Origin of the sequence: Desulfotomaculum sp. OF05-3, assembly GCF_003435535.1 — a bacterium.
Lineage (GTDB): Bacteria > Bacillota > Clostridia > Lachnospirales > Lachnospiraceae > Pilosibacter > Pilosibacter fragilis.
In genome coordinates, this window is sequence record NZ_QWGO01000011.1 from 34,079 (window position 1) to 60,595 (window position 26,517).

At 51.2% G+C, this 26,517-nt stretch carries 16 protein-coding genes; 15 read left to right on the plus strand and 1 reads right to left on the minus strand.

All coding sequences use genetic code 11. From position 1 onward, the window contains the following. Positions 1-171 precede the first annotated feature (171 nt). The 14 genes from DXA87_RS07825 to DXA87_RS07890 all read left to right on the plus strand — a co-directional run bounded on the left by DXA87_RS07825 (position 172) and on the right by DXA87_RS07890 (position 25,267). Entirely contained in the window at positions 172-1,845 is a 1,674-nt protein-coding gene (locus tag DXA87_RS07825) for an ABC transporter substrate-binding protein (protein WP_117503754.1), read from the plus strand. After that, a complete protein-coding gene (locus DXA87_RS07830; protein ID WP_117503755.1) occupies positions 1,836-2,831 on the plus strand; it encodes an ABC transporter permease in 996 nt (331 codons plus the stop codon). The genes DXA87_RS07825 and DXA87_RS07830 overlap by 10 nt, the downstream gene beginning before the upstream one ends. Further along, entirely contained in the window at positions 2,831-3,652 is an 822-nt protein-coding gene (locus DXA87_RS07835; RefSeq protein WP_117469946.1) for an ABC transporter permease, read from the plus strand. Before DXA87_RS07830 ends, DXA87_RS07835 begins: the two co-directional genes overlap by 1 nt. Positions 3,653-3,665: 13 nt before the next feature. Further along, positions 3,666-4,505 (plus strand): ABC transporter ATP-binding protein, encoded by an 840-nt coding sequence (locus DXA87_RS07840; protein WP_117503756.1) that lies wholly within the window; start codon positions 3,666-3,668, stop codon positions 4,503-4,505. Then, entirely contained in the window at positions 4,502-5,119 is a 618-nt protein-coding gene (locus tag DXA87_RS07845; protein ID WP_117503757.1) for an ATP-binding cassette domain-containing protein, read from the plus strand. The genes DXA87_RS07840 and DXA87_RS07845 overlap by 4 nt, the downstream gene beginning before the upstream one ends. A gap of 247 nt (positions 5,120-5,366) precedes the next feature. Next, positions 5,367-6,407 carry a type II secretion system F family protein gene (locus DXA87_RS07850; RefSeq protein WP_117503758.1) on the plus strand — a complete coding sequence of 347 codons (1,041 nt, stop codon included), beginning with the start codon at positions 5,367-5,369 and terminating at the stop codon, positions 6,405-6,407. 13 nt (positions 6,408-6,420) lie between these two features. After that, on the plus strand, positions 6,421-6,888 hold the full coding sequence (locus DXA87_RS07855) for a hypothetical protein (protein WP_147326519.1): 468 nt from the start codon (positions 6,421-6,423) through the stop codon (positions 6,886-6,888). Continuing rightward, positions 6,885-7,232: a type II secretion system protein gene (locus DXA87_RS07860; protein WP_117503760.1), complete on the plus strand. Its 348-nt coding sequence runs from the start codon at positions 6,885-6,887 to the stop codon at positions 7,230-7,232. Before DXA87_RS07855 ends, DXA87_RS07860 begins: the two co-directional genes overlap by 4 nt. A 2-nt stretch (positions 7,233-7,234) precedes the next feature. After that, positions 7,235-7,732 (plus strand): prepilin-type N-terminal cleavage/methylation domain-containing protein, encoded by a 498-nt coding sequence (locus tag DXA87_RS07865; RefSeq protein ID WP_117483886.1) that lies wholly within the window; start codon positions 7,235-7,237, stop codon positions 7,730-7,732. Continuing rightward, the gene (locus DXA87_RS07870) at positions 7,717-8,946 is read left to right on the plus strand and encodes a GspE/PulE family protein (protein WP_117503761.1); all 1,230 of its coding nucleotides are present in this window, start codon (positions 7,717-7,719) and stop codon (positions 8,944-8,946) included. The genes DXA87_RS07865 and DXA87_RS07870 overlap by 16 nt, the downstream gene beginning before the upstream one ends. Positions 8,947-9,301: 355 nt before the next feature. Further along, positions 9,302-10,366: a hypothetical protein gene (locus DXA87_RS07875; protein WP_117503762.1), complete on the plus strand. Its 1,065-nt coding sequence runs from the start codon at positions 9,302-9,304 to the stop codon at positions 10,364-10,366. A gap of 14 nt (positions 10,367-10,380) precedes the next feature. Then, positions 10,381-14,076, plus strand: a complete 3,696-nt coding sequence (locus DXA87_RS07880; protein WP_158553050.1) for a peptidase A26 — start codon at positions 10,381-10,383, stop codon at positions 14,074-14,076. Positions 14,077-14,091: 15 nt separating this feature from the next. Then, positions 14,092-24,264, plus strand: a complete 10,173-nt coding sequence (locus DXA87_RS07885; protein WP_117503764.1) for a SpaA isopeptide-forming pilin-related protein — start codon at positions 14,092-14,094, stop codon at positions 24,262-24,264. A 58-nt stretch (positions 24,265-24,322) separates the two neighbouring features. Beyond that, positions 24,323-25,267 (plus strand): hypothetical protein, encoded by a 945-nt coding sequence (locus DXA87_RS07890; RefSeq protein ID WP_147326520.1) that lies wholly within the window; start codon positions 24,323-24,325, stop codon positions 25,265-25,267. Here the strand turns inward: DXA87_RS07890 and DXA87_RS07895 are convergent. Then, positions 25,259-25,615, minus strand: a complete 357-nt coding sequence (locus DXA87_RS07895) for an arsenate reductase family protein (RefSeq protein WP_015553955.1) — start codon at positions 25,613-25,615, stop codon at positions 25,259-25,261. The genes DXA87_RS07890 and DXA87_RS07895 overlap by 9 nt on opposite strands. Positions 25,616-25,803: 188 nt before the next feature. Between DXA87_RS07895 and DXA87_RS07900 the strand changes: the two genes are divergently transcribed. Then, positions 25,804-26,328 (plus strand): membrane protein, encoded by a 525-nt coding sequence (locus tag DXA87_RS07900; protein WP_015553956.1) that lies wholly within the window; start codon positions 25,804-25,806, stop codon positions 26,326-26,328. The last annotated feature ends 189 nt before the right edge of the window (positions 26,329-26,517 follow it).

Genomic DNA, 26,517 nt, shown 5'->3' on the forward strand with positions numbered 1-26,517 from the left:
AAATATTTACTGACGCAGGCATCGGAGCCAGATGCACAGTCTATAGAGACAAATAATACAATACCAGGAAGGTTGATGCATACAGAAAGTATGCCTCTTTCTGGTATTTTTAGTTGTGTGAGGCTTTGGATATTTTTAGGTACTAAAAAACATAGAAACGGGGATAAATTCATGAAAAAACAAACAATAAAGACAATAGTGACGGCTTTGACCGCTGCTGCTATGGTATGTTCCCTGGCGGGCTGCGCCGGAAATAGTTCGGGAACAACAGAAACCTCCAACGCGGAAAAGTCGTCTGAGGCGGAGAAAACAGAAGCAGCTGCCGGGATAGAGCAGGATAATGAAAAAGATTCTGTTATCGTTGTAATGGGACCATCATCTGAGCCTGAGGTTGGATTTGACCCGGCATACGGATGGGGCGCGGGAGAGCATGTCCATGAGCCGCTGATCCAGAGTACGCTGACGGTAACAAAGGCAGATATGACGATCGGTTATGATCTGGCGACAGATATGAACGTCAGTGATGATGGCATGACATGGACCGTGACGATCAGGGACGATGTAAAATTTACGGACGGGGAACCGCTGACAGCGGAGGATGTGGCATTTACCTACAATACACTGCGGGATACCAGTTCTGTCAATGACTTTACGATGTTAGAAGAGGCAAAAGCCCTCGACAATACCACTGTGGAATTTGATATGACCCGCCCGTATTCCATATGGCCATATACGATGGCAATTACCGGAATCGTCCCGGAACATGCTTATGGACCGGACTATGGTTCCAATCCGATCGGCTCCGGCCGCTACATCATGAAACAGTGGGATAAGGGGCAGCAGGTGATCCTCACGGCAAACCCGGACTACTACGGGGATGAGCCGGAGATGAAGACGGTGACAGTTTTATTTATGGATGAGGACGCCGCCTACGCGGCAGCGCTCTCCGGGCAGGTGGATCTCGCCTACACTTCCGCGGCGTACTCGGATCAGACCGTAGACGGATTTTCCCTGTTGGCCTGCAAGACCGTGGACAACCGCGGCTTCAACCTGCCGGCGATCCCGGCGGGGGAGACGGATGAGAACGGAGTGCCGCTGGGAAATGATTTCACCAGCGATATCAATGTGCGCCGGGCCATCAACCTGGCGATCGACCGGGATGAGATGATCGAGCATGTGTTGAACGGATACGGAACAGCGGCCTACAGTGTCTGTGATCAGATGCCGTGGTACAATGAGGCAGCGGAGGTGGATTATGATCCGGATATGGCGGCAGCAATCTTAAAGGAAGCCGGATGGCTTGCCGGAAGTGATGGAATATTGGAGAAAAACGGTGTCCGCGCCGAGTTCAACATGCTCTATCCGACCGGGGATTCCGTCCGCCAGGCACTTGCGGAGGACACCGCAAACCAGTTGAAAGAGATCGGAATCAAGGTGACGACAGAGGGCGTCGGCTGGGATACGGCCTATGACCGGGCACAGTCCACACCGCTTATGTGGGGATGGGGCGCCCACACACCGATGGAACTTTACAATATTTACCACACGGCACCGGGAAAGGAATACGCGGAGTATTCCCCTTATGCAAACGAAAAGGTGAACGGATATATGGACGAGGCCCTGGCGGAGAGCGACCTGGAAAAGTCCTATGAACTCTGGAAAAACGCCCAGTGGGACGGAACATCTGGAATTACCCAGGATGGTGACCTTCCGTGGATCTGGCTTGTAAATATTGATCATTTATACTGGGTGAAGGATGGTCTGCAGGTGGCAGAGCAGAAGCTTCACCCACATGGACATGGCTGGTCGATCGTAAACAATGTCGACCAGTGGACATGGAAATAAAGAAAACGGGTCTGTGGATTGGCAGACAGGCAGTGCGGATGTGTCTGATGGTGCTTCTGGTGAGCATTCTGGCGTTTGGGCTCCTGGCGGTCTCACCCATAGATCCGCTTCAGACAAATGTCGGACAGACAGCTCTGGGCTCTATGAGCCCGGAGCAGATCGCAAAGCTGAAAAGCTACTGGGGAACAGATCTGCCTCCGGTGGAGCGGTATCTGAACTGGCTGAAAGACTTTCTCTACGGAAATATGGGAACATCCCTTTTATATCGCCGTCCGGTGGCAGAGATCATCGGGGATAAGGTCATGAATTCCATCTGGCTTTTATTCACGGCATGGTTGTTTTCTGGTATTCTTGGCTTTTTCCTCGGCGTTCTCGCAGGAAAAAAGCGCGGTGGGATCATGGACCGGATCGTGACGGGATATTCCCTGTTTGTGGCCAGCACCCCGGCATTCTGGGTGGCAATGGTGCTGCTTATGGTATTTGCGGTGAAGCTTCACTGGTTTCCCATCGGATTCAGTGTGCCCATCGGCATGGATGCCGGGCAGATCTCCATTGCGGACAGGATTCGCCATGCGCTTCTCCCGGTGGTGGCTCTCAGCATCACGGGAATTTCCTCCATCGCCCTGCACACGAGGGAAAAGCTCATCGAGGTCATGGAGAGCGACTATGTGCTGTTCGCGAGAGCCAGAGGCGAGTCGGACTGGTCGATCTTACGTCGTCATGGACTTCGGAACATTCTTCTGCCGGCCATGACGCTGCAGTTCGCGTCGGTGAGTGAGATCATCGGCGGCTCCGTCCTTGTAGAACAGGTATTTTCCTATCCGGGATTGGGCCAGGCGGCTGTGACGGCAGGACTTGGAAGCGATGTGCCGCTTCTTCTGGGGATCACGGTGGTTACAGCGGTGATCGTCGCGGCGGGAAACCTTGCGGCGAATGTTCTCTACGGCGTGATCGACCCGCGGATCAGAGAGGGGGCGAAGCGCTGATGAAGAAAAACCGCAGAATACAGAGCTTCGCGCTTCTGATCCTGGCGGCTGTGCTGTTAGCGGTCATTGCGGTGCTCGGAAGTTTCTGGCAGGAAGCTGCCATCAGGACGGATTTTACGAGAAAAAATCTGGCACCGTGTATACAATATCCTTTTGGAACGGACTGGATGGGACGTGACATGTTCGTGCGGACAGTTGCGGGACTTTCTTTGAGTATCCGGATCGGACTTCTGACGGCGGCAGTCAGCGCGGTGATGGCCTTTATATTGGGACTCAGCGCGGCGGTCTTCGGAAAGTTCGTGGACAGTGCGGTGCGGCTGCTTATCGATATCGTCATGGGAATTCCCCATATGCTGCTTCTGATCCTGATCTCCTTTGCCTGCGGGCGTGGATTCTGGGGTGTTGTCTGCGGAATCGCGTTTACCCACTGGGCATCCCTGGCGCGGCTGATCCGCGGGGAGGTCTTGCAGCTGAAGCAGAGTCAGTATGTGAAGATCGCGGAAAAGCTTGGAAAAGGGAAATTTTACATCGCGTTTTCCCATATGGCACCGAATCTTGTTCCGCAGTTTATCACGGGCCTGGTGCTCATGTTTCCCCATGCGATCCTGCATGAAGCCAGCATCACGTTCCTGGGCTTCGGTCTGTCTTCCGAGAGTCCGGCCGTCGGAGTTATCCTTTCGGAAAGCATGAAATATCTGGCTATGGGAAAATGGTGGCTGGCGCTGTTCCCGGGACTTTTCCTCGTTGGGACCGTGCTTCTGTTTCATTATATCGGACAGGAACTCTGCAGACTTTTGGATCCGGGCAGTGTTCATGAGTAAGGAGGCGGGGAAGATGAATGATACAATTTTGGAAGTTAAGGACCTCTCCGTCACCTTCACCCAGTATGAACGGGGATTTTCCAGGCGGACGATCCACGCGGTGGAGAAGATGGACCTGGAAATAAAAAGTGGTGAGATCGTCGCGGTGGTGGGATCCAGCGGTTCGGGAAAAAGTCTGCTGGCCCATGCGATCATGGGAATTCTTCCATACAACAGTGAAATGGACGGAGAGATACGGTTTCTTGGGGAGCCGCTTACGGAAAAAAAGGTCAAAAGCCTCCGGGGACATGAGATCGTTCTGGTGCCCCAGAGCGTTTCTTACCTGGATCCGCTTATGAAGATCGGGGATCAGATCCAGAACGGGAAAAAGGATGTTTCTGTGAAGGAAAAATGCCTGGCGGTGCTGAAGCGCTATGGCTTAGCCCCGGATATCCGGGGAAAATACCCATTTCAGCTCTCCGGCGGCATGACGCGGCGTGTCCTGATCTCCACGGCGGTGATGGAGAAGCCAAAGCTCGTCATCGCGGATGAGCCGACACCGGGACTTCACCTGGAGGCGGCAACCCGCGTCATGGGACATTTCCGGGAGATGGCGGACGATGGGGCAGGCGTGCTGCTGATCACCCACGACCTGGAGCTGGCGCTCCTGACAGCTGACCGGGTCATCGTGCTCTACGGCGGCAGAGTCGTCGAGGAGACAGATGCGGCGGCATTTCAGGATGAGAGGAATCTCAAACATCCGTACACGAAGGCGCTGTTTCGGTCCATGCCGAAGAACTGGAAGAAGGATGGGGAACAGCTCTGCGATATGGGGGAGATCTTAGAGGACATGCGAAAGGAATACGGCAGATGAGGCTGGAAGCGAGAGATATTTCTTTTAAATATGGAAAAGGGACGAGACAGATCCTGGATCATGTGAACCTTACGGTGGAACCCGGAGAGAGTGTGGGGATCATGGCGCCCAGCGGATACGGGAAGACGACGCTCTGCAAGATTCTGGCGGGGTACGAGAGGCCGGATTCGGGGGAGGTTCTTGTGGACGGGATGACGGTTCTTGAGCTTCGTGGCTACTGCCCGGTGCAGATGGTATGGCAGCATCCGGAACTCTCGGTGAATCCGAAGAGACGGTTGAGTACGGTTCTGGAGGAAGGCGACTGGACCTTTGAGAATCCCAGCGAGCGGGCACGGATCGAGGCGGGACTTGGGATCCGGGACGAGTGGAAAGACCGGTTCCCAGTGGAGGTCTCCGGCGGCGAGCTTCAGAGATTCTGTATTGCGAGAGCGTTGGGGCGACGGACGGAACTTCTGATCGCGGACGAGATGACGACGATGCTGGACCTTATTACACAGGGACAGATCTGGGATTTTGTCTTGAAGGAACTGAAGCGCCGGGAGATGGGGATGATTGCGGTGAGCCATTCGCCGGAGCTTCTGGAGAAGGTGTGTGACCGGGTGGTGCGGCTATGAGTCGTACAATACAGTGGTGGTAGTGGATTTGCCGATTTGGAATGCGAAACAACGGCGAAGATATTGAAAGTAGACCGTCTGCGGACAATACATTGACAAGTTTTGTAAGATTCCGTAAAATAACATTATAAAAATATTGAATAACATCATAAAAATATTGATTTTACACGGTGCAGTGGATAACTGCGCCGTTTTGTTTTACCGCAGGCGACTACGCCCAGCACGGAAATAGGGGGGAAAGCTTTGTATGAAAAAGCGTAAAAAGCTTGGAGCAGAAAGGCTGTCGGAGTTTTTCAGGCAGTTTTCTGTCCTGGTGGAGTCGGGATTATCAATTCCGGAAACATTGGAGATCATGAAGCAGGATGATACCGACCGGGAGTTCTGCCTGGCGTGTCGAAAACTGGGAGCGTTCATGACCGAGGGGAAGACCGTCGGGGATGCCATGGAAGAAACCGGGCGGTTTCCGGAACCGGCGATCCAGATGATCCGGGCAGCGGAGATGAGCGGCCAGCTTGTCAGGACGACGGCACGGCTGGCGGTCCATTATGAGAAAGAACACAGGACAGAGGGAAAAATCCGCAGCGCGGTTTTGTATCCGAAGATCCTGGTTCTGATGATGATCTTTCTAATGCTGTTCGTATTTCTGGAGATCCTGCCGACGTTAGAGCCGCTCCTGGTGGATGTGACGCTGCCGCTTCTTACAAGAATCCTCATGGGGATCAGCCATTTTCTGTATGCGTACCGCTATTTCCTGCCAGTGGCGGCTGTTATGATCCTGGCAGGATGGAAGATCCTGACGGAAAGAGTATGGTTTCGTTACAGCTATGACCGGGTAATCTGCAAATTTCCGGTGGTCGGACGGCAGATAAGGATCATCTGTACGGCAAGATTCTGTGAGAACATGTCCAGCCTTTATTCCAGTGGACTTCCGATCACATCCTGCCTGAAATATACGGAAGGAACGATCGGAAACAGGTATCTGGACCGGGAGATCAGGACGATCATGGCGCGTGTGAGCAGCGGAATGCTTTTGAGCGAGGCAATCCGGGAGAGTGGTGGATTTGAAAAGAAACTGGCGGCGGTGATCGTTACGGGAGAAGAGGCGGGTCACCTGGATAAAATGCTGGAGCGGATCGCGGGAAGCTATGAACATGAGTCAGATCTGGCGCTGAATAAGCTGGTGAACCTGCTGGAACCGGTAATGATCCTGCTGATCGGGATCTTTACCGGAATCCTGATCCTTGGAATCATGGAGCCGATGTGGAACATGTATGGAAGTATTCGATAAGGAGGGAGTGGCGGTGAGAAAGAACCGGAGCGAAGGATTTGTGATGGCGGAGGTTCTGGTGACCGTGCTGTTTGTCACGGTATTTACCTCACTTCTCTTTTCGTCTGGGGCAAGGCGCTATCGTTCAGCATTGATCTTTGCTGCTGGAACGGAAGCGAGGCTGGCAGCCGAGGCGGTGGTGCAGATCCTTGTGGAGAATATGTGTCAGGAGGAGCCGACAGGAATCCTTGAAAAATTACAGGGACCGGAGGGACTTCCGGAGACGGAGGCGGCAGTGTGGGCAGAGACTGGAAATGGGGAGAAAAAGAGGATCGAGACAGTCATCTCCTCCTATTGGAAAGAGGACGGTTCAGGACTTGTGTTACAGGCGGTCTGTACTGTAAATGACCGGAAGGAAGGTGCGTCGAGACTGATCCCCATGGCACCTGTTTTCGTGAGTACGCCGTCTTCGGCGGAACGGAGTGGGGAGGAAAAGCCATGAAAAAGAGATGGAAACGGAATGAGAATGGCTCAACACTGGTGGAGCTGATGACGGCGTTTCTGATCCTTCTTCTGGTAGCTGAGGCGATGCTTCTCAGTGTCTCCGGCTATTCAAAGACCGTGAAACGGTATCGGGAGATTTATGAGGCAGGAAACAGACTGGAACGCCATATGGGAGATGCAGAATACGGGGAACCGGCAGAGATCCATCTGGCGGTTGATGGAGAAGAATTTCTGGAATCGGGATATTTCGCGGAAGAAACGTCGGATACCGGAACCGTCCAGGTCTCGGGATTCTGGGTGTCCATGACTTCGGAAGAAGAGACAGGTGAAAGGAAAGATTAAAGATGGAGAAGGGTCATAGACGGGGGTTTACACTGGTTGAGGTTATGATCGTCATGCTGCTTTTCAGTATGCTGCTCCTTATGATCTTTCCGATGCGGCGGATGGCGGTGTGGGTACTGGATCACGCAAGGACACAGGAGCAGGCAGAAATGCTTGGGGACGCGGCATGGAGATATGTGGCGGACCGGCTGGAGACAGGTGCTGTGGAAGTGGAAGAACTGGACGGACTGTCCATGGACGCGTTTCATATCGATACGCTGAAACCGGAAATTGAGGTGGAAGAGAGCCGGTCTGGCCGCGTCCTTGTCACGGTACGGGTGATGGATGGAAAAAAGGACCTGTATGAGAGGAATGGCAGTGTGCAGACCGGAGATGGTGCTGGATACAATCCCCGGCAGCCGCGGATCCGAAGTACAGACAGCAACTCACGAACCGTCTGCGTCAGCGAGGGGGGAATGAGTTATGATAGAAAGAGGAAAATGGGATGTTGGGCATATTAGGCGGAGAAGGAAAACAGGAAAATAAGAATGAGGTCCAGGAGATGGAGAACTATGGGGCAGAGGCCGGATCTGCGGTGAAGCTCCTTGAGGAACTTTTAAATCTGGGATACCGGAAAAATGCCAGTGACATTCATCTGGAACCGCAGGAAGACCGGATGGTTGTCCGGATGAGGCTGGACGGCATGCTGCTCCATGTGCGGGAATATGACAAGGAAATGCATCAGCCGTTGGTGACGAGGGCGAAGGTCCTCAGCGGAATGGACATTGCGAAAAAGAGAGTGCCGCAGGACGGGCATTTTAAGGAGATGATCGACGGGATCTGCCTGGATGTGAGGACCAGCGTGGTCCCGACGATCTTTGGCGAGAAGATGGTGCTGAGACTCCTGAATATGAAAACGGAGATCGATCATGGCAAAACCTTTGGAATGCGTGAGAAAAATTATGAGAAGATGAAGAGGATCCTCAGAAGTCCGGGCGGGATCCTGTATCTTACAGGACCGACAGGATGCGGAAAGACTACCACATTATATATGATCCTGGAATATCTCGCGAAACAGCCGGTGAATATCGTGACCATCGAGGATCCTGTGGAGCGATATCTTCCGGGGACCAGCCAGATGCAGGTGAATGAACAGGCGGGGATTACTTTTGAAGCAGGACTCCGTGCCGTTTTGAGACAGGATCCTGATATTATCATGGTCGGCGAGACGAGGGATCCGGAGACAGCGAAAATCAGTGTCCGCGCGGCAATCACCGGTCATCTGGTGCTCTCGACTCTGCACACGAAAAGCGCGGCGGGCGGAATCACGAGAATGGCAGATATGGGTGTCGAGCCGTATCTCACGGCGGACAGTTTATGCGGCATGGCGGCACAGAGACTGGTGAGAAAGGTATGTCCGCACTGTGCGGAGACGGTGGAACTTACGGATGAGGAGCAGAAGCTGTTTGGAAGAAAGATCCGGAGCGCAAGGCGCGGACGCGGATGTGAATTCTGTCGGAATACAGGATACAAAGGGAGAACTGCGGTTCATGAGATATTTGTGATGGACCGGGAACTGAAGAAGATGACTGCGGAAAACCGGCCGGAGTGGGAGATCGAGGATTATGTGGTGAAGACACAGGGGATGCGGACCATGCGGGAAGAGCTGGCGGATCTTGTGTGCGCCGGCGTGATTTCGATGGAGGAATTTTTGCGGACGGTGGAGACGTGGTAAGACAGGTGAAAGGCAGGACGTGCGCGGCATGTCCTGTCTTTTTTGACATCGGAAAATGCTTATAAATAATGCTTTTATTGGCATCGGTGAAAAAATGGTATGGTAAAAGTGACGAAAATGCAAAAATATTTTCGTGAAACTGGCTAAATAATGGGGCTTTGGTTTTACGGATCCGATATGGATTCCGGGTATGGCCTGTGATATAGTTATGGACAAACGGAGGAACGAACCGGTTGGGGAGTTCCAGTCAAATCATAATAGATCTTTTGGAAGTCTTAAAAATCTTTGGAGGCAGATATTATCTGCTTTATCGTAAAGCCGCCGGCGGCTTTAGCCGGAATATCCAGGAGGAAAAATGAATCGAAAGAAAGTGGCGAAGTGGCTTGCTGCTGCCGGTTCTTTTGCTGTACTCACAAGCTGTCGGGGAGAACTCGTTCCCTACGCGGCGGAGAGAACGGCAGAATTTCTGACAGCAGAACCTGTGATCCTGAGGGATCGGGAAGCGGGCAGGCGGTTTCTGATGGAGACGGTATCTGCCGCAGAACGGGAAGGGCGGCAGGAAATTGTGGTAACGGGAAAAGACAGCTCGTTCGATACGCTGGTGATCGCGCAGATGTTTCCCGGAGTGGTAAATATTTCAAAGCTGGATCTGGGGACCAGGAATGTGAACGGTGAGACGGTTACGGACTGCCGGATCGGCTTTGAATGGCGGGGGCGGGCGCCGGATTCCGGGGAAAATACCGTTCCAGGAACGGGAGACAAGTTCGGGGAGAAGGAAGACCGGGCCGCATGGAGGACCGGGGATGTGGTCTCGCGGGAGATTGCGGGAAAAATATGCCGGTTTCGATGTATCGATGATGATTACCAGGACGGCAGAGGCAGTTATGGGAAACGTGCGCTGTTTCTGGCGGAAAATGTGATTCGGTCCGATGTGGACAGTACTTATGAGGAGCGGATCTTACTTCCGTTTGGAGAAAACAATAACTATAAGAAATCCCGGGTGAGAGAATGGCTGGGGGAACAGGCAGAGACTGCGGTTCCAGATGCATCTTTTGTATACACGGGAGCTTTGACGGCATTTACAGGGAAAACAGTGGATGGTGATTTTGCTGACAGCCGTCTGGATGGTCTTGAGAGCCATTTGCTGCCATACCAGGAGTGCCGGGACAGATTCTTTCTGCTGTCTTTGGAGGAAGCATACCGGTATCGGGATGAGATCTGGAATCCGGAAGGAAAGGGAAGTTCTTACAGCCGCGGGTTCTGGCTTCGGACACCGGCTTATGAGGTGGATGAAAGAGGCAGTTTTGTATATGGAAACAGGGAGTATGTTGTAGATCTTGAAAATGGATGCTTCAGACAGGCGGATGTGTCAGATGTTGGGATCGGGATCTGCCCGGCATTCTGTCTGCCGCAGGCATAGAGGGGAGAAAAGAAATGAAGAAGAGCAGAAAAAACAGAGGCAGAAAGAGCCAGATGATGTTAGCAGGGTTAGGACTCTGCATGGCGCTTGGAACGCCGGTAAGAGGAATGGCAGTTTTGAGAAGTGTGGAAACAGCGGCGGAGAGAACGGCGACGGCATCGGATGCCGTGGAAAATATTGCTGTGCTCGCTGCGGATGAGGAGATCTGGGGCGCTGATGTGGGCGATATGAGCTTTTTAAGTGGAAGAACTGGGGATGGAACAAAGGAAAAGCCGTACCAGATCACAACGAAGGAGCACCTCATTGGGCTCGCTGCCCTTGCGTCCATGGGAATGGAGGTTGGAAGGGGAGAGGGCACTTATCCGGGAAATTATAAAGGTGCCTGGTTTGAGTTAGGGAAAAATATTGATCTCGGTGGAATGAACTGGATCCCTATCGGATTCTATCACACTGGGGCGGATATGCGGGCCGGAAGAGTATCGCCGTTTGAGGGGCATTTTAGCGGAAACGGAAAAACTGTGTCCAATTTCCGCATGTACCAGCCGTCCTGGGACTTTGGGGGACTGTTCGGCGCAGTGGAGAACGCGGAGATCACAGAGCTCAAGGTAAAGCCGGGGCATGTGATCACGGTAAAGGAGAATGGGGGAATTCTCGCGGGCCGTGCGAAACATTCAGTGATCCGGAACGTGACAGTAAACGGCACATTGAGGACTACCGGTACAGCCGGTGGAGTTATTGCGGATGTCCTGGAAGACTCTGTGGTGGAAAACTGTGTTTCCGACCATGTGGCTATCGATACGGGAAGCGGAAAGGAGATCTTTGCCGGGGGAATTGCCGGACGGGCGGCAGAGTCTTTGATCGCGGATTGTGAGGTGAATACAGGGGACAGTCTGAGTGCCAGGATCCAGGGCGGCGGCTATGTGGGCGGAATCGTGGGGTTCCAGAATTCCGCGGATATTTTCAATACGCATGTGATGGGAACCATCGGCGGAAGCGGCTCTCAGTCCATCGGCGGTATCACGGGAAAATACGCTTCCGGAAAGATGAAGGTGGCACGGTTTGAGGGGACCATCGCATCTTCCGGGCTTGGAAGTGCGGCGCGCGAGGGAACTTTTATTGGAACTCATGATACTGGCTTCCACTTCCGTTATGGGGTTGAGGACGGAGCGGATGTGGCGTACCTGTTCGCGGATACGGAGGAGAAGATTGCAGCCGGTGTCTGCGGCTCAGGTGTCTTGGATGACAATCGGTTCACCTATGATGCTCATATTGGCTTCTGGAACAAAGGAGATAATTTCTACACATTGGTGCAGGGACAGAACACGAAGAAGGAGGACGAACTCTATTTCTATGAGGAACTCGAGAATGGCGTTCTCCATGTAGTGGATACCGAGTCTGCGGCGAGACAGGATCTCTATACTCCAGATCATTTCGCACCGAATTCCGTGGGACGACCGGTGAGGGGATATCTGCTGTCGGTCCTTCAGGTGGATACAGCGGCAAATTCAGGGAATTTCTATGATGTGGCGGTGTTGACGGCGAGAGGTCCGTCTGCCTACAGCAAGGAATTCCACAAAGCATACCGGGGCGCGGTGGCTGCCGGAGATACCGTTGCAGTCCTCACGGCTCCGAAGAACACGGAGACAGAAAAGTTCCAGATGGATGGTGTGCCGACCTATACAGATTCCCTGGGACGTAGAAGGAAGATGACCTATCAGACAGGCGGTTCCTACCAGTTTGTGATGCCGGAACATGATACGGAGGTCTCTGCGTTCTATAAGAAAGTGGCAGCAGGTGTGCGGGTAGAGCCCCAGGAACTTGGTTTCCGGGTGATTGAGGAGCGCACCGGGGACCGGATGAACCCGTCGATCACCACGGAAGTGAGGGATACCGCGGGGAAATTGCTGGCGAGATATTTAAACGGAAAGCTGGAGTCGGGAACGAAGGTCCAGGACGTGAAGATCCATGCTGTGGTCGATAAGAACAACGATGTCGCCGATGAGGCGGTGAGATGGAGTGTGGATGACGATGAGTTGATCATCTTAAAGAAAAATGATGATGAGGACGAGTCCGGATATACGAAAAAGAGCGCATCCATCGAGTTGAACCTGAATGCAGGATTCTTTAAGGATATTGTGGAGAAAGCGGAGACAGAACAGGCGAAGAAACAGTACCGGTACCCCATTGAGGATACGGTCTACGGAAACGGTACCCAGGGCGGACTTGCGGTTCTGACAGCAAAGACGAGACCGGCATCCAGCTTTGAGGAGAAGTCTGTGACCGCAAACTGCAGGATCCCGGTGACATTCCAGATCAAGGACCGGACGAAGATCGCAGCGGAAGGCGCGACTCTCGACAAAGCGGCATTGAATTTTATGGTGACAAGAACATTGACCGGTGACAGGAAAAAGCCGCAGGAAACGATCACGGTATCCGCGCCGCAGATCCTGTCAGGATCCTTTGCACCGGACTATTTCGATAAAAAAGATATCAGCTGGACCGTCGGCGATAATGCCATTATCCAGGTGGACGCCGGTTTTGTGGAAGAGGGAATCGCGGACGGAGATTACCGGAACGCAAAGGTGATGGCGAAAAAGGATACGAGATGGATCCTGGATCTCATAGAGGCGGATGAAGCGGCTCATAAGGAACATATCTATGAGAAACGTACTGGGTGTGGAACAAGAAGCACGGAGGTAGTGATGGCGGCAAAGGATGCCCTTGGAAATATCCAGTCGGCAGTCTGCAGCGTGAAAGTGGATTTTGTGACAGATGACAGGACTGTGGTGATGCCGGAGGAGATCAAGGTGGATCAGGGAGAGCTGGTGTTTGACCTGATACTCACGAAAACGGGATCGAGATATAACCCGGCGGTCATATGGCAGGGCGCGGATGCACAGAAGATTACGGCAAAGCTGATACCGCAGGAAGCGTTAAAAGGAAATGGGGACGGTAGCTTCGAATTTAACTGGAACGTAAAAAATGGTGCTGTAAAGGTAGAAAACGGTGCGGTATCAGTAAATACGGAGGCATTCTGGATTGCGGAGGGGATGAAGAAATATCCGTATACGGCGGAATATGAGGACGAGATCACGGTCAGAGCTGGGGCTTTGGAGATAAAGATTCCTGTGAAATTAAAGTTTAAGCTTGTGGATAAGACCTGGTCCGGCAGCTCAGGAGGACGTTCTTCCGGCGGCGGAAGAACGGGAAGTGTGCTGAAAAAGGACCAGAACACAGGGGAACAGCCAAAGGGCAGTGTCACCGGTGAGTGGAGAAAGCAGGAGGATGGAAGCTGGAAATTTGTTTCCGGCGGAAGAACGTATGCCAATGAGTGGGCCTGGATCTACAACCCATATGCGAAAGAAGGACAGGAAAAGACTTCCTGGTTCCATTTTGCGGCTGACGGCAGGATGCAGACAGGGTGGTTTCTCGATGAAAAAGATGGAAGCTGGTATTATCTCCAGAAGACAAATGACGGAAGCCAGGGGAAAATGCAGACTGGTTGGATAAAAGAAGGAGAAGCGTGGTATTACCTGGGACCGACCGGGCGGATGACGAAAGGCTGGAACTGGATCAATGGAAAATGCTACTATATGGACCAGAAAAACGGACATATGCTGGCGGACTGTGTGACGCCGGACGGCTACACTGTGGATGAGACAGGCGCATGGTGTGTCAGAGGTGCGGTACAGACGATTGGAAAGAAATGATGGCGGGGGATCAGTATGGAAGAGAAAAAAAGAAGGCGATGGTTGGCTGGATTTCTGGCAGTCATTATGACGATCACGGGAGTGGGGATTCCACTCCCGTTCCCGTCCGAGGCATCGGATGTGTGGCCGCAGAAATCGACGGCCCCGTATTACTGCCTCGATGGGGGAAAAGGCTGGAAGAAGGTCGACCGGTATGATATGTATAAGTTTGATACGATGCCGTCTCCGCTTACGGAAACGCAGGCGAAACGGTTATTCTGGGCATATCCGGACAACTGGTCGGCACTGAAGGACGCGGCAAAAAAGTTTGATCCGGGTCTTTATGCGGAGATCGCGTCTACGACGTCCAGTGCCAATATCGTAAAGTATGTGAAAGACGATGCAGGGACAAAATTTGCCTGGGTGGCTGACAATCCGGAAATTGAAGACCGCGCGATCGCTGTTATGGAGCAGGCGTCCTCCGTCGGGCTGGCGGCGGGAAAAGAAGCTCCGGATGCGATCAGGGGAGCAACTTCGGAAGATACGGCAGTGCCATTTCAGGTACTGCCTTTTTCTGACGGACCTGGCGCCCTGGATACGGAGTTTGTTCTTGGAAAAGAGTTTATCCGGGATATCGCGAAGATCGAGCCCCAGAGTGTGTGGGACAATGGATCCACAGGGGGAAACGTGGGATGGCTTGACGCATCCCAGGATAAAAATATCGCGAAATCGGTGATGGGACAAAATCTGTATGAGGTGACCTGGAGCGGAGATGCGATCCAGATCCACAATAATGGTTCGGTGACCGCAAATGAGAATGCTGTCGGAAGCAATATGACAGATGAAGAGAAATACAACAAGACAACGGTGCGGTATAAGATCACTATGAAAGGCAATTCCGGCTGGTATACGGAAGGCAGCTGGAATCCGGAATATCTCAGGGAGTGGATGGACTTTAAGGTCTGCATCAACGCGCCGGAACATCAGAGACTCTATAAGGCGGATATGAGGATCATTCCCTCTGATATGGTGTTTTATCTGGTGATTAGCCAAGATGGGGAAAGCGGAGAACCAGGAGGCGCGGGAGACGGGGAAATACCGGAATACGGCGTGGAACCCCCGACTCTCGAATTTCAGATCTATCGTCACAAGGAGACCTTTTCGGCGGATTACAATGTCAGGCTTGTAAAACATGACGATGAGACTGGAATGCCACTCAAGGGAAGCCAGTTCTATCTGTATGAAAGATTTGAGGACGGAGGAAAGATCTCAAAGACAGACGGCGAGGGAAGACTTGCGGAAAAGAACCTGAGCTTTCGTCCATGGAGCGGATTTCAGGTGTTTTCGGAAGGAACCACGAACGGAAAAGGGGAGATAACCTACAAAGATACCAGAAAGTATGCGTATGAAAAGACATACTGTGACGGACATGCCGCGCCGTCATGGGCAAATATGCCGGAGGACCAGGAAGATGGGGATTCCGGCGATGAGGACGGGAAAAAGAGTGATGCCTATGAGGAGGCCGCAGAACAGACCAGGGATAATAACAGGGCTGCGGCAAAGCAGTGGATGGAACTGGTGGAGGCCTGTGAGGCAGAGGCGGAAGGAGGCTGCCATTTTCACTGGCTGGCGGATGAGAGTGTCTACGATGAGGTACAGGAAGTATTGGAAAGCGGAGAACCGGATGGGAGAAGCCGAAAAAATGCTGGAAATGAGCGAAAGCTCCGGGCTGCATCCGAAGCCGCATTTGAGGAATCCGGCTGCAAGGCGGACTGTGAGGAGACATACCGGAAGTTTATCGGACTGCGGTTTACCTATACATGGAGGGAGATCCAGGCAAGAAACGGGTATATCCTCCACGATCTGCACTTGGATGATATCCCTGTGGAGATGATCACGACGGATTCTTCCCAGGCGGGAGCAGACGCGGAAAAGCGATCCGGAAGCAGCCGTGAGATCACGGAAAACATCTGGTATTCGGGAAATGGAATGACAGGCGGGAGTACTGTTTCGGAGAGAAAAATACCGGTGGTAAAAAGCCGCGCGGAAACAATTATGAAGAGAACGGCGTCTAACGCGGAAGCGGATACGAAAGAAGCTGCGGTTAAAGCAACGGCGTCCAATGCAGAAAAGAAAAGTATTTTTGATCGGTTTTATGGCTGGTTTATGGGAAGAAGCCGGGAAGAAGCTGATGATGGTGAAGAATCTGATGACTGGGGAGAGTTTGAAGGCGTCGGGGACTTTGAGGATATTCTGGCGGATGCAGAGGAGGACGGAATCCGGCATCTGGATCTCGGGGATTCCGAGAGGTATTCGCACTGTAATGGCGCTGAGGACTGCGGGGATGCCTGGCATGTGTATGACCATCGAACTGAGGGGCGGATCCATATCACGAAAAAAGACAGAGATCTTTTTCGGGGAGAATCGGATGATTATTCGTCCTACGGGGATGCGGAAGGAGATGGAACACTTGAAGGGGCCGTGTATGGCCTTTTTGCGGCGGAAGACATCGTTCATCCGGATGCGGAGGTGACAGGAAACGGAATTCTGACCAATACTGGCGTTGTCTATAAGAAAAATGATCTTGTGGCAGCGGCAGCAACAGATCAGGATGGAAATGCGGATTTCCTGTGTTATACGGAAGCACCGGGAGTGGAGTACGATTATACGGCCGGAAAGATCAGAAAAAGGACGGATATCTCCTGGAACGGGCCAGGAAACCTGTATCAGGAGAACATGGAGAAGAACGGAAACTGGTGGATCGGGAGACCGCTGATTCTGGGAAAATATTATATAAAAGAACTTTCCAGAAGTGAGGGATACGAGCTTTCAGTAAACGGAATGGATCAGGAGATCACCAACCGGGGAGCAGGCTTTGAAACTCCAGGATCTGTGACGGACGCAAATGGAACGGCTGTGGTCACGATGCCGGAACTCGCAGCGGCAATGGAAGGCGATGACGGAAGAGGAAAAGGATATGATGAACTTCCATTTTCGGTCACATCAGCGGGGGCAGCAGGGGAAAATGGAGATGGAGGTTATGAGATCTTTGCCTATGGTTTTCCGGAAGGAACGAAATTCTACCGCGTTGATACAGGGGAGGAGCTGGTGACAGGACCTCACGTGACGGGAACAGAAGAGGTGATTGTAAAAGATGGGGCCGGGAGAACCGTATGGAAACGGGCGGAGAGCGATACCAGTGATCTTCTCTATCAGCCGGAGCGGGATGCGGCGGGAAATATTACCGGACAGGAACCGGTGAGCCGGATAGAACCGCAGATCTTAGAGGCAGAACAGATTCCGGAAAAGATACCGATGAGCCTTTCAAATCTGTCTGTCAATGAGGAAGATGAGCGGTTTCAGGTGAAACTGGAGGACTGTGACCTTTCAGACGAAACGTCGGAGAGCTTTCTCTTCTTGAAGGCTCAGACAGAGGAGATCCTTGGAAGAAACGGGTATGAAGTTCCGGTTACGGCCGGAGGTATCCGCTCGCTGGAGGATGTGCCGGTCTATAGCCGGGGAGTAAAAAAGGGCCAGAAAGATCTCTGGGGAATGACAACAGATCCGGGAGAGCCGGCAAAAAAGACCGTGTATGGTGCAGCGGTGCAGGAAATTACAGTGCCTGTCGAAAAGAATTCCTGTGTTCTGGATCTTATGAGAAGCATTTTCACCTGGTATCAGGAACATCCCCAGTGGAACTTTTGCGGAATCGATGGGATCAGAAAAGAGGATGCTGGTTATCAGGTAACGCTGTATGCAGGTGCATCTTCTATTGGAAACCGCAGATTTTTTACCTCAAAAGTGGAAAATGGGAAAAAGACGACGGACAGTGTCTATGCGGTGTACGAGGATCCGGTAAATCTCCGCTGGGTGTATCAGGAATATAAAAATAGCGGAAACTTCCGGTTCCAGATCGACAGACAGTATGTGATGGGGTCCGCCGGAAACAGAAGATATTATCTCGATGCGACTCTGACACCGGCTCTGATGCCGGGAACAGATGGAAAGCTGACAGAGATCATGCATCAGGTCATGGTTTATCATAAAGAGGGAGAAGAGGTGATCGATTATCTGTCGGGAGATCCGGCACATGGATACCGTGTTCCGCTGACGAGAACGGAAGATAAGATCGAGGTCACAACAGAAAAAGAGCTCGTGGAAAAAGATGTGGAGATTCAAAGCGTAGTGAGGGAGAAGACTGGTGTATACAGAATTCAGGTTCGGACTTCCGGAAAAGATTCGTTCGGAAAGGACTTTACCGATGGAAAGACGAGTCTCACCTTAAACTTTATCGTAAAACTTCCGGAAAAAGATCATGTCCTGACGGAAAAGGAGATCCAGACGATCGGAAACGCGAATGTCTGGGGATATCAGGAAGGAGACCGGATCGGTTATGCGGAATACCTTGTGAAATTCTCGGGGGCAGCGCTTGCTGTGTCAGTCTCAAAAAATCAGGACCTTTCAGACACTTACATCACTGCGAAGCGGTTGGTATACCGCGGTCAGGATAAGATCAGCGAGGATGGAGATACGGGGCTCACGCCTGTTCTTGTACTGGAACGGCCGGTAAAGCAGAAGATACGGGTAGAGAAAAAGACGGATGACGAGAAAAACATCGGAAATTTCCGGTTTAAGATCTATCTGAAGTCCAATCTGGAACGGATCTTTTGCACAAGAGACGGAGAGATCTTCTGGGTGGATAAAAACGGGAAAACGGTGCAGATCGAAGAATACCAGAAAAATTTCCCGGAGCTGGTCCAGAAGGTCTATACGAAAAAGACGGACCGCCAGGTACTGGAGACAGTGGGGCGGAAGATAGATCCGGACCATGGGGAAGCCGGGACAGTTAAAGGGTATAACTATGAGAAATTCTTTGCAGCTATCCGGACGGCAGACACGGATTGCTGGAAGAGAAGGGGATTCCTGTGGAATACATCATTTAAACCGTTTGTGGCCAGCCTCATTACCGGAAAGCAAAATGAGATCAATACCTCGGAATACGCGAAGGAGAATGCAAAGCGCTCGGACGCAGTCCGGCAGTTTGCCATTGACTGGTATCTGAAAGCGGAGCAGGAACAGATGAAACAGGGAGAAAACTCATATTCGGATGAACAGTATGATCATGCGCTCTATCTTGCGATCCAGAAAGCGGAGGACTATCTGCAGCCGTTTTTCAAGTATGATCTGGGAAAAATCTATGCGATCGCCTGGGACAGCGAGGAAAAGGGCGGGCTTGACGGGGATAGGACAACTCTGGCGGTCCGGAAGGAAAACGGACAGGCACAGGAAGAGGCAGCGTCAGCGGTGTCGAAGTATCTTCCTTACGGCGAATATGTAATCGTGGAGGAGCAGCCCCATGCACCGGAGCTGTTTGACTTTAAGAATAGGCATTATGAGATCGATGCGCCGAAGGAGATATTTCTTCCGGTGGCAGGCGGACAGATTGAGGCTGGAGATGACTGGAAGGAGAAGTATGTATACAGGGCTGCAGATTCTGCGTGGGATCTTGCAAAAAAATATCTGATACGTTTTAACGAGGAGTGGGCGGAAAATCAGAAACAGGAACTTCGGGAGTATGTGATATGTGCCCACAGCAATGATGGGGATTTTGAAGTCTATCCGTATGGACTTTCTGAGAAAAAGAGAGCAGGTCATTACGAACCTTACGGGAATGAGACGGTAAAGCAGTACTATCATTATCGGTCGGACAGTGAAAATGGAGCGAAGAGAGAGGGAAAGGAGACGATGACAGGTGTAAAGACTGCCTATGACGGGGAATATGCGCCGATGCTTATTCCATGGAGTATTGTGGATCCGAATCAGGAAAAAGAGGGTACGCTCTGGACCGGTTATGGGGAAAAGACATTTTTGAACCGAAAGTATTTCTCAAATCTGAGAATTGAGAAGCTTGACGCAGAAACTGGAGAGCCGATCCTTCATGATGACGCGGTATTTGGAGTCTATCGGGCGGAAAGAAATGAGGCGGACGACGGGGATGGTGCCGTGCGATGTTATACGGCGGATACGATGATCCTTGGAAGCCAGTATTTTCTTGAGGCGATGGGGGCAAAGGAGATCCGGCCATTTGCGAGAAAGGCAGCCGGGGCCGGAGAGCTGTTCTATGGAACGGTCCCTGCCGGAACACCGATCTGCCAGGAGAGTGATCTGGTAAGCTTTACGGATAAAAATGGGCTGCAGACAGGAACACTCATGGCGATCCCGACGATCCGGGATATCGAGGAAAAGGGGATTCTCCAGGCAGTTGGATACGCAAAAACACCGAATCCGCTTCCCGCGGGGGTTTATGTGCTGGCAGAGGTGAAGCCGCCGGCCGGGTATGTGCGTTCAGGACCTGTGGCAGTAGAGATTTACAGTGACCGGATCCTGTATTCCGGAGGCTGGACAGAAGGAAAAACGGCGGCAGCAGTTTACGGGTACGAACAGGATCCGGATGGAATCCACCCGGAAAATGTCACGGATACTGCCAGAATATATGCGGAAAATACCGCAACAATTCTGGAAATTTCAAAAACAAAGACAATAGACTTAACTCGTGGAATGAAAGTATCAGGGCGAGTGGAAGGAACGATATCGGAACTTCGTGCACAGTACGGGCTTGAGAACCTTGATCTTGCCTATAATCATGCAGGTACATACCAGGGATTTGGCTGGAAAAAGGGGACTCTGGAGATGCTGGAGCAGAGGAAACGCGACGGAGAACGGGTGGAGATTGTCTATGAGAATGGAATCTTTCAGGGTTACGGTTATGTGACGAGAAAACTGGAGACGACAGATCATCAGAATCCGTATGTAACAGGAGCCAAGCTTGCACTTTATGATGCGATCCGGGTCAAGCAGACCGGGGATTCACAGGATCATGCATTTGAAGGTGTTGAGGTCACGAGGGACAGAAACGGAAATGTGACAGATATTGTCGTAAAAGAGGGATATGCCGGAGAAAAGCTGGAATTTTCCCGGGACAGAGCGTCAGTAGATGAGATGCGGGGAGAAGATACCTGGGAAATCAAGACAGTGAAGCGAAGGGATACACCGGTCTTATTCTATGATCTTGGAAATCTTGATGTGATAAAAAAGGGAAAAGACGGGACTTTCTACGGCTATGACCGGGAAGGACGGCAACAGAAGATCACCTTTGATACAGAATCGATCTATGCGTTGAAAAACGGACAGCCGGTATTTGAAATATCGGGAGGCGATTTTACAAAACTTGTGTATGACCGGAAATCGAAGGTATTTACTGCAACGGATCCGGAGACCACACTGTTTCATCTCGATGGATCTTTGTGCAGGGATGCGGAGGTTGATGCCTACACAGGCCTGGCATATGTGAAGAAGACAGAAATCGGATCGAATGGAAGAGAACAGCAGGTATTCTATGTATGGCCCGTGGTAAAGGAAACAGACACCGCGGGAAATCTGACTGGAAGAAGAAAAATACTGACGGGAAGACCGGCGGAGATCATGGAAGGAAGTGAGAATGCCTATATTACGGGAACATGGAACACGGAAACAGGGGTTTTTGAAAAATGGATGGAACCGGTTCTCGATGAGTTTGGCCTGGTGAAATATTATCCGGAGAGCGGAGCTCTGTATAAAAAGGGTGAGCCGGTCTATGACCGGGATGGGGACTATGTGACATACCGGTATGAGGAGCTTCTGGAGATGGAAAACCGGGCTGCGTATCATTTAAATGAGAGAGAAAAGCTGCTTGATGTGGGAGATCCGGAGAATGAGGCGGATGACGTGCCGCTAAAGCACAGGAAAGGAGAGTCCTATCTGATTCCAAATGTGTGGATCAGCGGCGAAAAAACGATTCAGGATGGACGGATGGATGAAAGTACGGACGGACAGCCGGACCTTTTAAGGCGGGTGATCCCGGGCAGCTATATCCTGGAAGAACTGGAAGCGCCGGATGGCTATGTCCGCACATTTCCGTCAGCAGTGGAAGTGAAGGAGACGAATGAGGTCCAGAGAGTACTCCTGTCGGATGAAAAAACAAAGGTGGAGATCGCAAAAATCGACGGAACAGAAGATTACCGTCAGAAGGTAGAAAACCGCACAGATATGGAGACAAGTGAAACAAGCACAGAGATCCGGGGCACATACAGCCAGACCTTTGTAACAGGGGCGAAGCTTGCGCTGTTTAAGGCAAAGCGGGTAAATACTGCCGATCAGGATAAATATCCTAAAGGATATTATTTCGTGAAGACAGAGGAGACACCGGCTGTGTGGAACTCGGAAGATCCTGTGGATAATCATAAAGTTTCAGTCACTGCAATGTGGATAACGGATGGAAAACCGAAATATTTCGAAGGAATTCCTGTGGGTGATTATATTCTGGAGGAACTGGAAACGCCGGATGGTTACCTTCCTGCATCCATGGAGATTACAGTGGAGGAAACAGGAAATCTGCAGAGCTTTGTGTTGAAAGACGATCATACGAAGCTGGAGGTCTTTAAGCTTGAGAGAAATGCATCCGGGGAGAAAGAGCCGTTATCCTGGCCTGCCGCAGCAGAGTTTGTCCTCTGTGAGGCAGTTCTGGATGAGAATGGGGGAGCAAAGACGGAAAACGGCGCTTATCTGTACCGGAAAGACCGAATCGTGGACAGTTGGAAGGCGGATGATCTGTCGGAATATGTTCCGGCGATTCCAGAGGCGTATGAAAAGATGTTTGGACAGTATGGAAATGAATTCCGGCAGTTCTCGTGGAAAAAGGAATCTCAGGGAAGAGTCACTTCAGGAGATGCCAGACTTCTGGAGGATATGGCGACGGAAAACAGAAAAATCATCACACAGATCTGGGAATTATCGGATGGAAGCAGAATGCGGGTCTCAGTCACAGTTGATGGAGATCCGAAAAGATTAACATCCGACGGTCAGCTGTCACCGCGGTTTGAATACCAGTTCCGCTATCATGACAGATCATCCGAGAGGTATCCGGGAATGACCAGTTATGATATGAGAGCCGGTCTGCACCGAATTGACCGGATTCCGGAAGGAAAATATGTACTTCTTGAGACGAGAGTTCCGGACGGTTATCAGGGAGCGGAACCGATCCTTATCACGGTAGACCAGACGGAGAATATCGTCCGTTATGAGGTGGAAAACAGACGGGAACCGGAAGAAAAGATAGCATGTGGCAGGATCAGAATCCGAAAGACAGATGCGGAAGATAAAGAATTGAAACTTTCCGGGGCATGGTTTGAGGCGGTCTGCGTACAGACGGGAGAAAAGACGGTATTTATGACAGGTGCGGACGGAATTGCGCTGTCACCGGAGCTACCGATCGGTTATCTGAAAAATGGTGCCTGGGTCATGTACGAGTATGAGGTTCAGGAGATCCAGTCTCCACCCGGATATGGGTGTTCTGAAGAGACGTTTTCTATCGTATTTGACAGGGAAAAAGAAGCGGTGATCCAGTTGTATGAACTTTCGATTACGAATAAAAAGACGAGAGCACAGTTCAGCAAGTTAGATATGGCGACGGGAGAAGAACTGCCTGGAGCGTCCCTGGAGTTAAAAACGGTGGATGGAACGGTCATCGATTCCTGGATATCAGGGAAAACTCCACATTTTGTGGAGGGAACGCTGACAGCAGGGGAGACGTATATCCTGACGGAAATATCTGCGCCGGATGGGTATGAGATCGCTGAATCCATCAAATTTACAGTGCCAATAGATGGAAGCTTTGTAAAAATCGAGATGACAGACCGCAGAAAAACACCGGACGAACCGGAAAGACCTACTGAACCGGAGCTGCCGACAGAGCCGGCCGAATCTGAGACAACGGCGCCAGCGGAGACTCCGACAGCGCCGAAGGAACCGGAGACGTCTGAGAGACCGGCAGAGCCGGAACAGCCAACAGCGCCCACTCCGCATGACAAACCGAAGAAACCGGTGGAGGCAGAGTGGACAGAACCGGAATCGGAGGAGGAATCGAAACAAGAACGGGACCGAGAAAAGACGTATGGCAGGATTACGGTACGCTATGAGCGGGAATTTTCCGGCAGCACAGAGGGGCGAGTCCGTCAGAAGGACAGGACAAGTCTCAGGACCCCGGAGACTGGCGATACCCGGAGACCGGAAATTGCGGTATTTGGTCTGTTTATCGGATTCCTTGGTCTTTGGTATCTGCATATAAAGAAGGAGGAAAATGAGAGAAAAGAAGAACGTAAGGATAAAAAATGATGGGAGCCGAATATTCCGGCTTCCTGTCAAAAAAATTTCCGGTTTTTTAGGAAGTGTGATGTTTCTGTCATGTCTGGCATTTCCGCTGCCTACGTTTGCAGAGGAAACACTTTTCACGGAAGAGGCAGCATCTGGAAATAAAAAATCAGAAGAAAAAGAGACTTTGATCTATGAAAGCCCCATATTTACGGATGGAGGTGAGGCATTCATACCGGAAGAGACAAGGATCGAGGGGGAAAAGGAATACCGGTTGGTATCAAAACGAATCAGAAATGCGAAAAAAGCCGGAGAAATAACATATGCCCAGGTGACAATTCCCTATGACCTGGAAGGTGATGATACGGTGCCGGAGACGGCAGACGTTCCGCTTATCGATGAGGAGTCCGGCACAGAGTTTGAGCGGGAACTTTCTCTTGTAGATGTGGAAGAGACGTCGAGAAGCTGGTCGGATACCTTTTCCTTTTCTGTGACGGTATCTGGATACGGGGCAGATTCATTCTATTTGGGAGATATGGAGATTCCTGGCGATGCAGATCTTGCTGATTATGGAGAAAAACTTTTAGAACTTGCAGGGTTGTCCCGGGTATATTATCGGGTGGACCGGGTGGAATGGGACGGAGAACCTTATATGGATGGGGAGGTGATGTTCAGAAATGCGACTGCAGGCGGAAGTAAGCTGATTCGAAATGTAAAAGCAAAATATGGAGGTCAGATCCGAACACCGGATCTGAAAGGAAAGCAGTATATTGGAATTTATGAGGAAGTTCTTCCAGAAACGGAAAATAAGACAGAAAACGCACCCGAGGCAGAGATCGTAAGTCGGGCAGAAGAAGAAACGGATCCCCCAGATCTTTTGAGAACCAGTCTGGCGGAGCGGATCATAGAATGGCTGGAGAGCCATGTCACAACGCTAACGGTCAGTATCGGGATCCTGTTCTTTTTAGCAGCGGGAATCTGGTTATTCGTGAAGACAGGAAAAAAGCCAGGGCGTCAGTCACCCTAGCTTTTCCTGCCAGTCTTTTTCCTTAAAACCAGTGAGAACAAAGGAGTCTCCGATAACTAACGGACGCTTTACAAGCATTCCGTCTGTTGCGAGCAAGGCAATCTGCTCTTCTTCGTTCATTGTCGGGAGTTTATCCTTCAATCCCATGGATTTATAGATAAGTCCGCTGGTGTTAAAGAATTTTTTCAACGGAAGTCCGCTCTTTTTATACCATTCTGTCAGTTCCTCCGCAGTGGGATTGTTCTCCTTGATGTGGCGGCTGGTATAGGATACATGATGCTCATCAAGCCAGCGCTTTGCTTTCTGACAGGTAGAACAGGGTGGATACTCTAGAAAAAGAATACTCATAGTGAAAAACACCTCCATGGGCTTAGTATAATGGATTTTTGCGGAGAATACAATGAGAAGGAAAAGAATTGAAGGGAGATTGCTGCGGTTCCCAGGATAGGACTGACGGGAAGAAGACATTCTGTAGAGTATGTGTTAATGTCGGGAAGTTCTAAAGAAACGGCAATCGCAGGGCATAGAAGAAAAACATGGATATATTGATTTTCCTCTCAGAATTCATGGTTCCGCTCACGGTATTTTATATCGTTGGTTCCGGAATCCTCGCAAAACGGCCGGTATTCGACGATTTCCTGGATGGTGCAAAAGAAGGAATGCGGACAGTGGCGGATGTACTTCCAACCTTGATCGGACTGATGACTGCGGTGGGAGTATTGAGAGCTTCCGGGATTCTGGAGGTATTATCAGAGCTTCTGAAATTCCCAGCCGCACTCTGCCATATCCCGGTTCCGGTAATTCCGATCATCCTGGTGAGGATCATATCCAGTTCCGCGGCTGTCGGTCTGATCCTTGATATTTTTAAAGAATACGGTCCAGATTCCTTGGTGGGAAATATGGTCTCGATCATGATGGGGTGTACGGAGACAGTATTTTACACCATGAGTGTATATTTTATGTCTGCCCATATCCGAAAGACCCGTTGGACATTGCCGGGAGCTCTAGTCGCGACAGCGGCCGGGATAGCTGCAAGTATCTTTCTGGCGGATTTATTGTAAGACCGCCAGAATGCCAGGCAAAAAGCCAGGCGTTCTCAGCGGCGGAACAGCAGCAGAACAGCAACGGGGACATAGCAGGAGAAGAGGCTGTAAGTCCTGAAATTTCCCGGAAAAAGGTCGGAAACACTTGGAAATCAGTTGTGCCGTCAGTTGGAATCGGTTATAATAAAACCCATAAAAGACAAAAGA

Excerpts from the sequence above, each read along its gene's own strand:
- DXA87_RS07825 (WP_117503754.1), top strand. The coding sequence starts at position 172 with ATGAAAAAACAAACAATAAAGACAATAGTGACGGCTTTGACCGCTGCT.
- DXA87_RS07830 (WP_117503755.1), top strand. The coding sequence starts at position 1,836 with ATGGAAATAAAGAAAACGGGTCTGTGGATTGGCAGACAGGCAGTGCGG.
- DXA87_RS07835 (WP_117469946.1), top strand. The coding sequence starts at position 2,831 with ATGAAGAAAAACCGCAGAATACAGAGCTTCGCGCTTCTGATCCTGGCG.
- DXA87_RS07840 (WP_117503756.1), top strand. The coding sequence starts at position 3,666 with ATGAATGATACAATTTTGGAAGTTAAGGACCTCTCCGTCACCTTCACC.
- DXA87_RS07845 (WP_117503757.1), top strand. The coding sequence starts at position 4,502 with ATGAGGCTGGAAGCGAGAGATATTTCTTTTAAATATGGAAAAGGGACG.
- DXA87_RS07850 (WP_117503758.1), top strand. The coding sequence starts at position 5,367 with ATGAAAAAGCGTAAAAAGCTTGGAGCAGAAAGGCTGTCGGAGTTTTTC.
- DXA87_RS07860 (WP_117503760.1), top strand. The coding sequence starts at position 6,885 with ATGAAAAAGAGATGGAAACGGAATGAGAATGGCTCAACACTGGTGGAG.
- DXA87_RS07865 (WP_117483886.1), top strand. The coding sequence starts at position 7,235 with ATGGAGAAGGGTCATAGACGGGGGTTTACACTGGTTGAGGTTATGATC.
- DXA87_RS07870 (WP_117503761.1), top strand. The coding sequence starts at position 7,717 with ATGTTGGGCATATTAGGCGGAGAAGGAAAACAGGAAAATAAGAATGAG.
- DXA87_RS07875 (WP_117503762.1), top strand. The coding sequence starts at position 9,302 with ATGAATCGAAAGAAAGTGGCGAAGTGGCTTGCTGCTGCCGGTTCTTTT.
- DXA87_RS07880 (WP_158553050.1), top strand. The coding sequence starts at position 10,381 with ATGAAGAAGAGCAGAAAAAACAGAGGCAGAAAGAGCCAGATGATGTTA.
- DXA87_RS07885 (WP_117503764.1), top strand. The coding sequence starts at position 14,092 with ATGGAAGAGAAAAAAAGAAGGCGATGGTTGGCTGGATTTCTGGCAGTC.
- DXA87_RS07890 (WP_147326520.1), top strand. The coding sequence starts at position 24,323 with ATGTTTCTGTCATGTCTGGCATTTCCGCTGCCTACGTTTGCAGAGGAA.
- DXA87_RS07895 (WP_015553955.1), bottom strand. The coding sequence starts at position 25,615 with ATGAGTATTCTTTTTCTAGAGTATCCACCCTGTTCTACCTGTCAGAAA.
- DXA87_RS07900 (WP_015553956.1), top strand. The coding sequence starts at position 25,804 with ATGGATATATTGATTTTCCTCTCAGAATTCATGGTTCCGCTCACGGTA.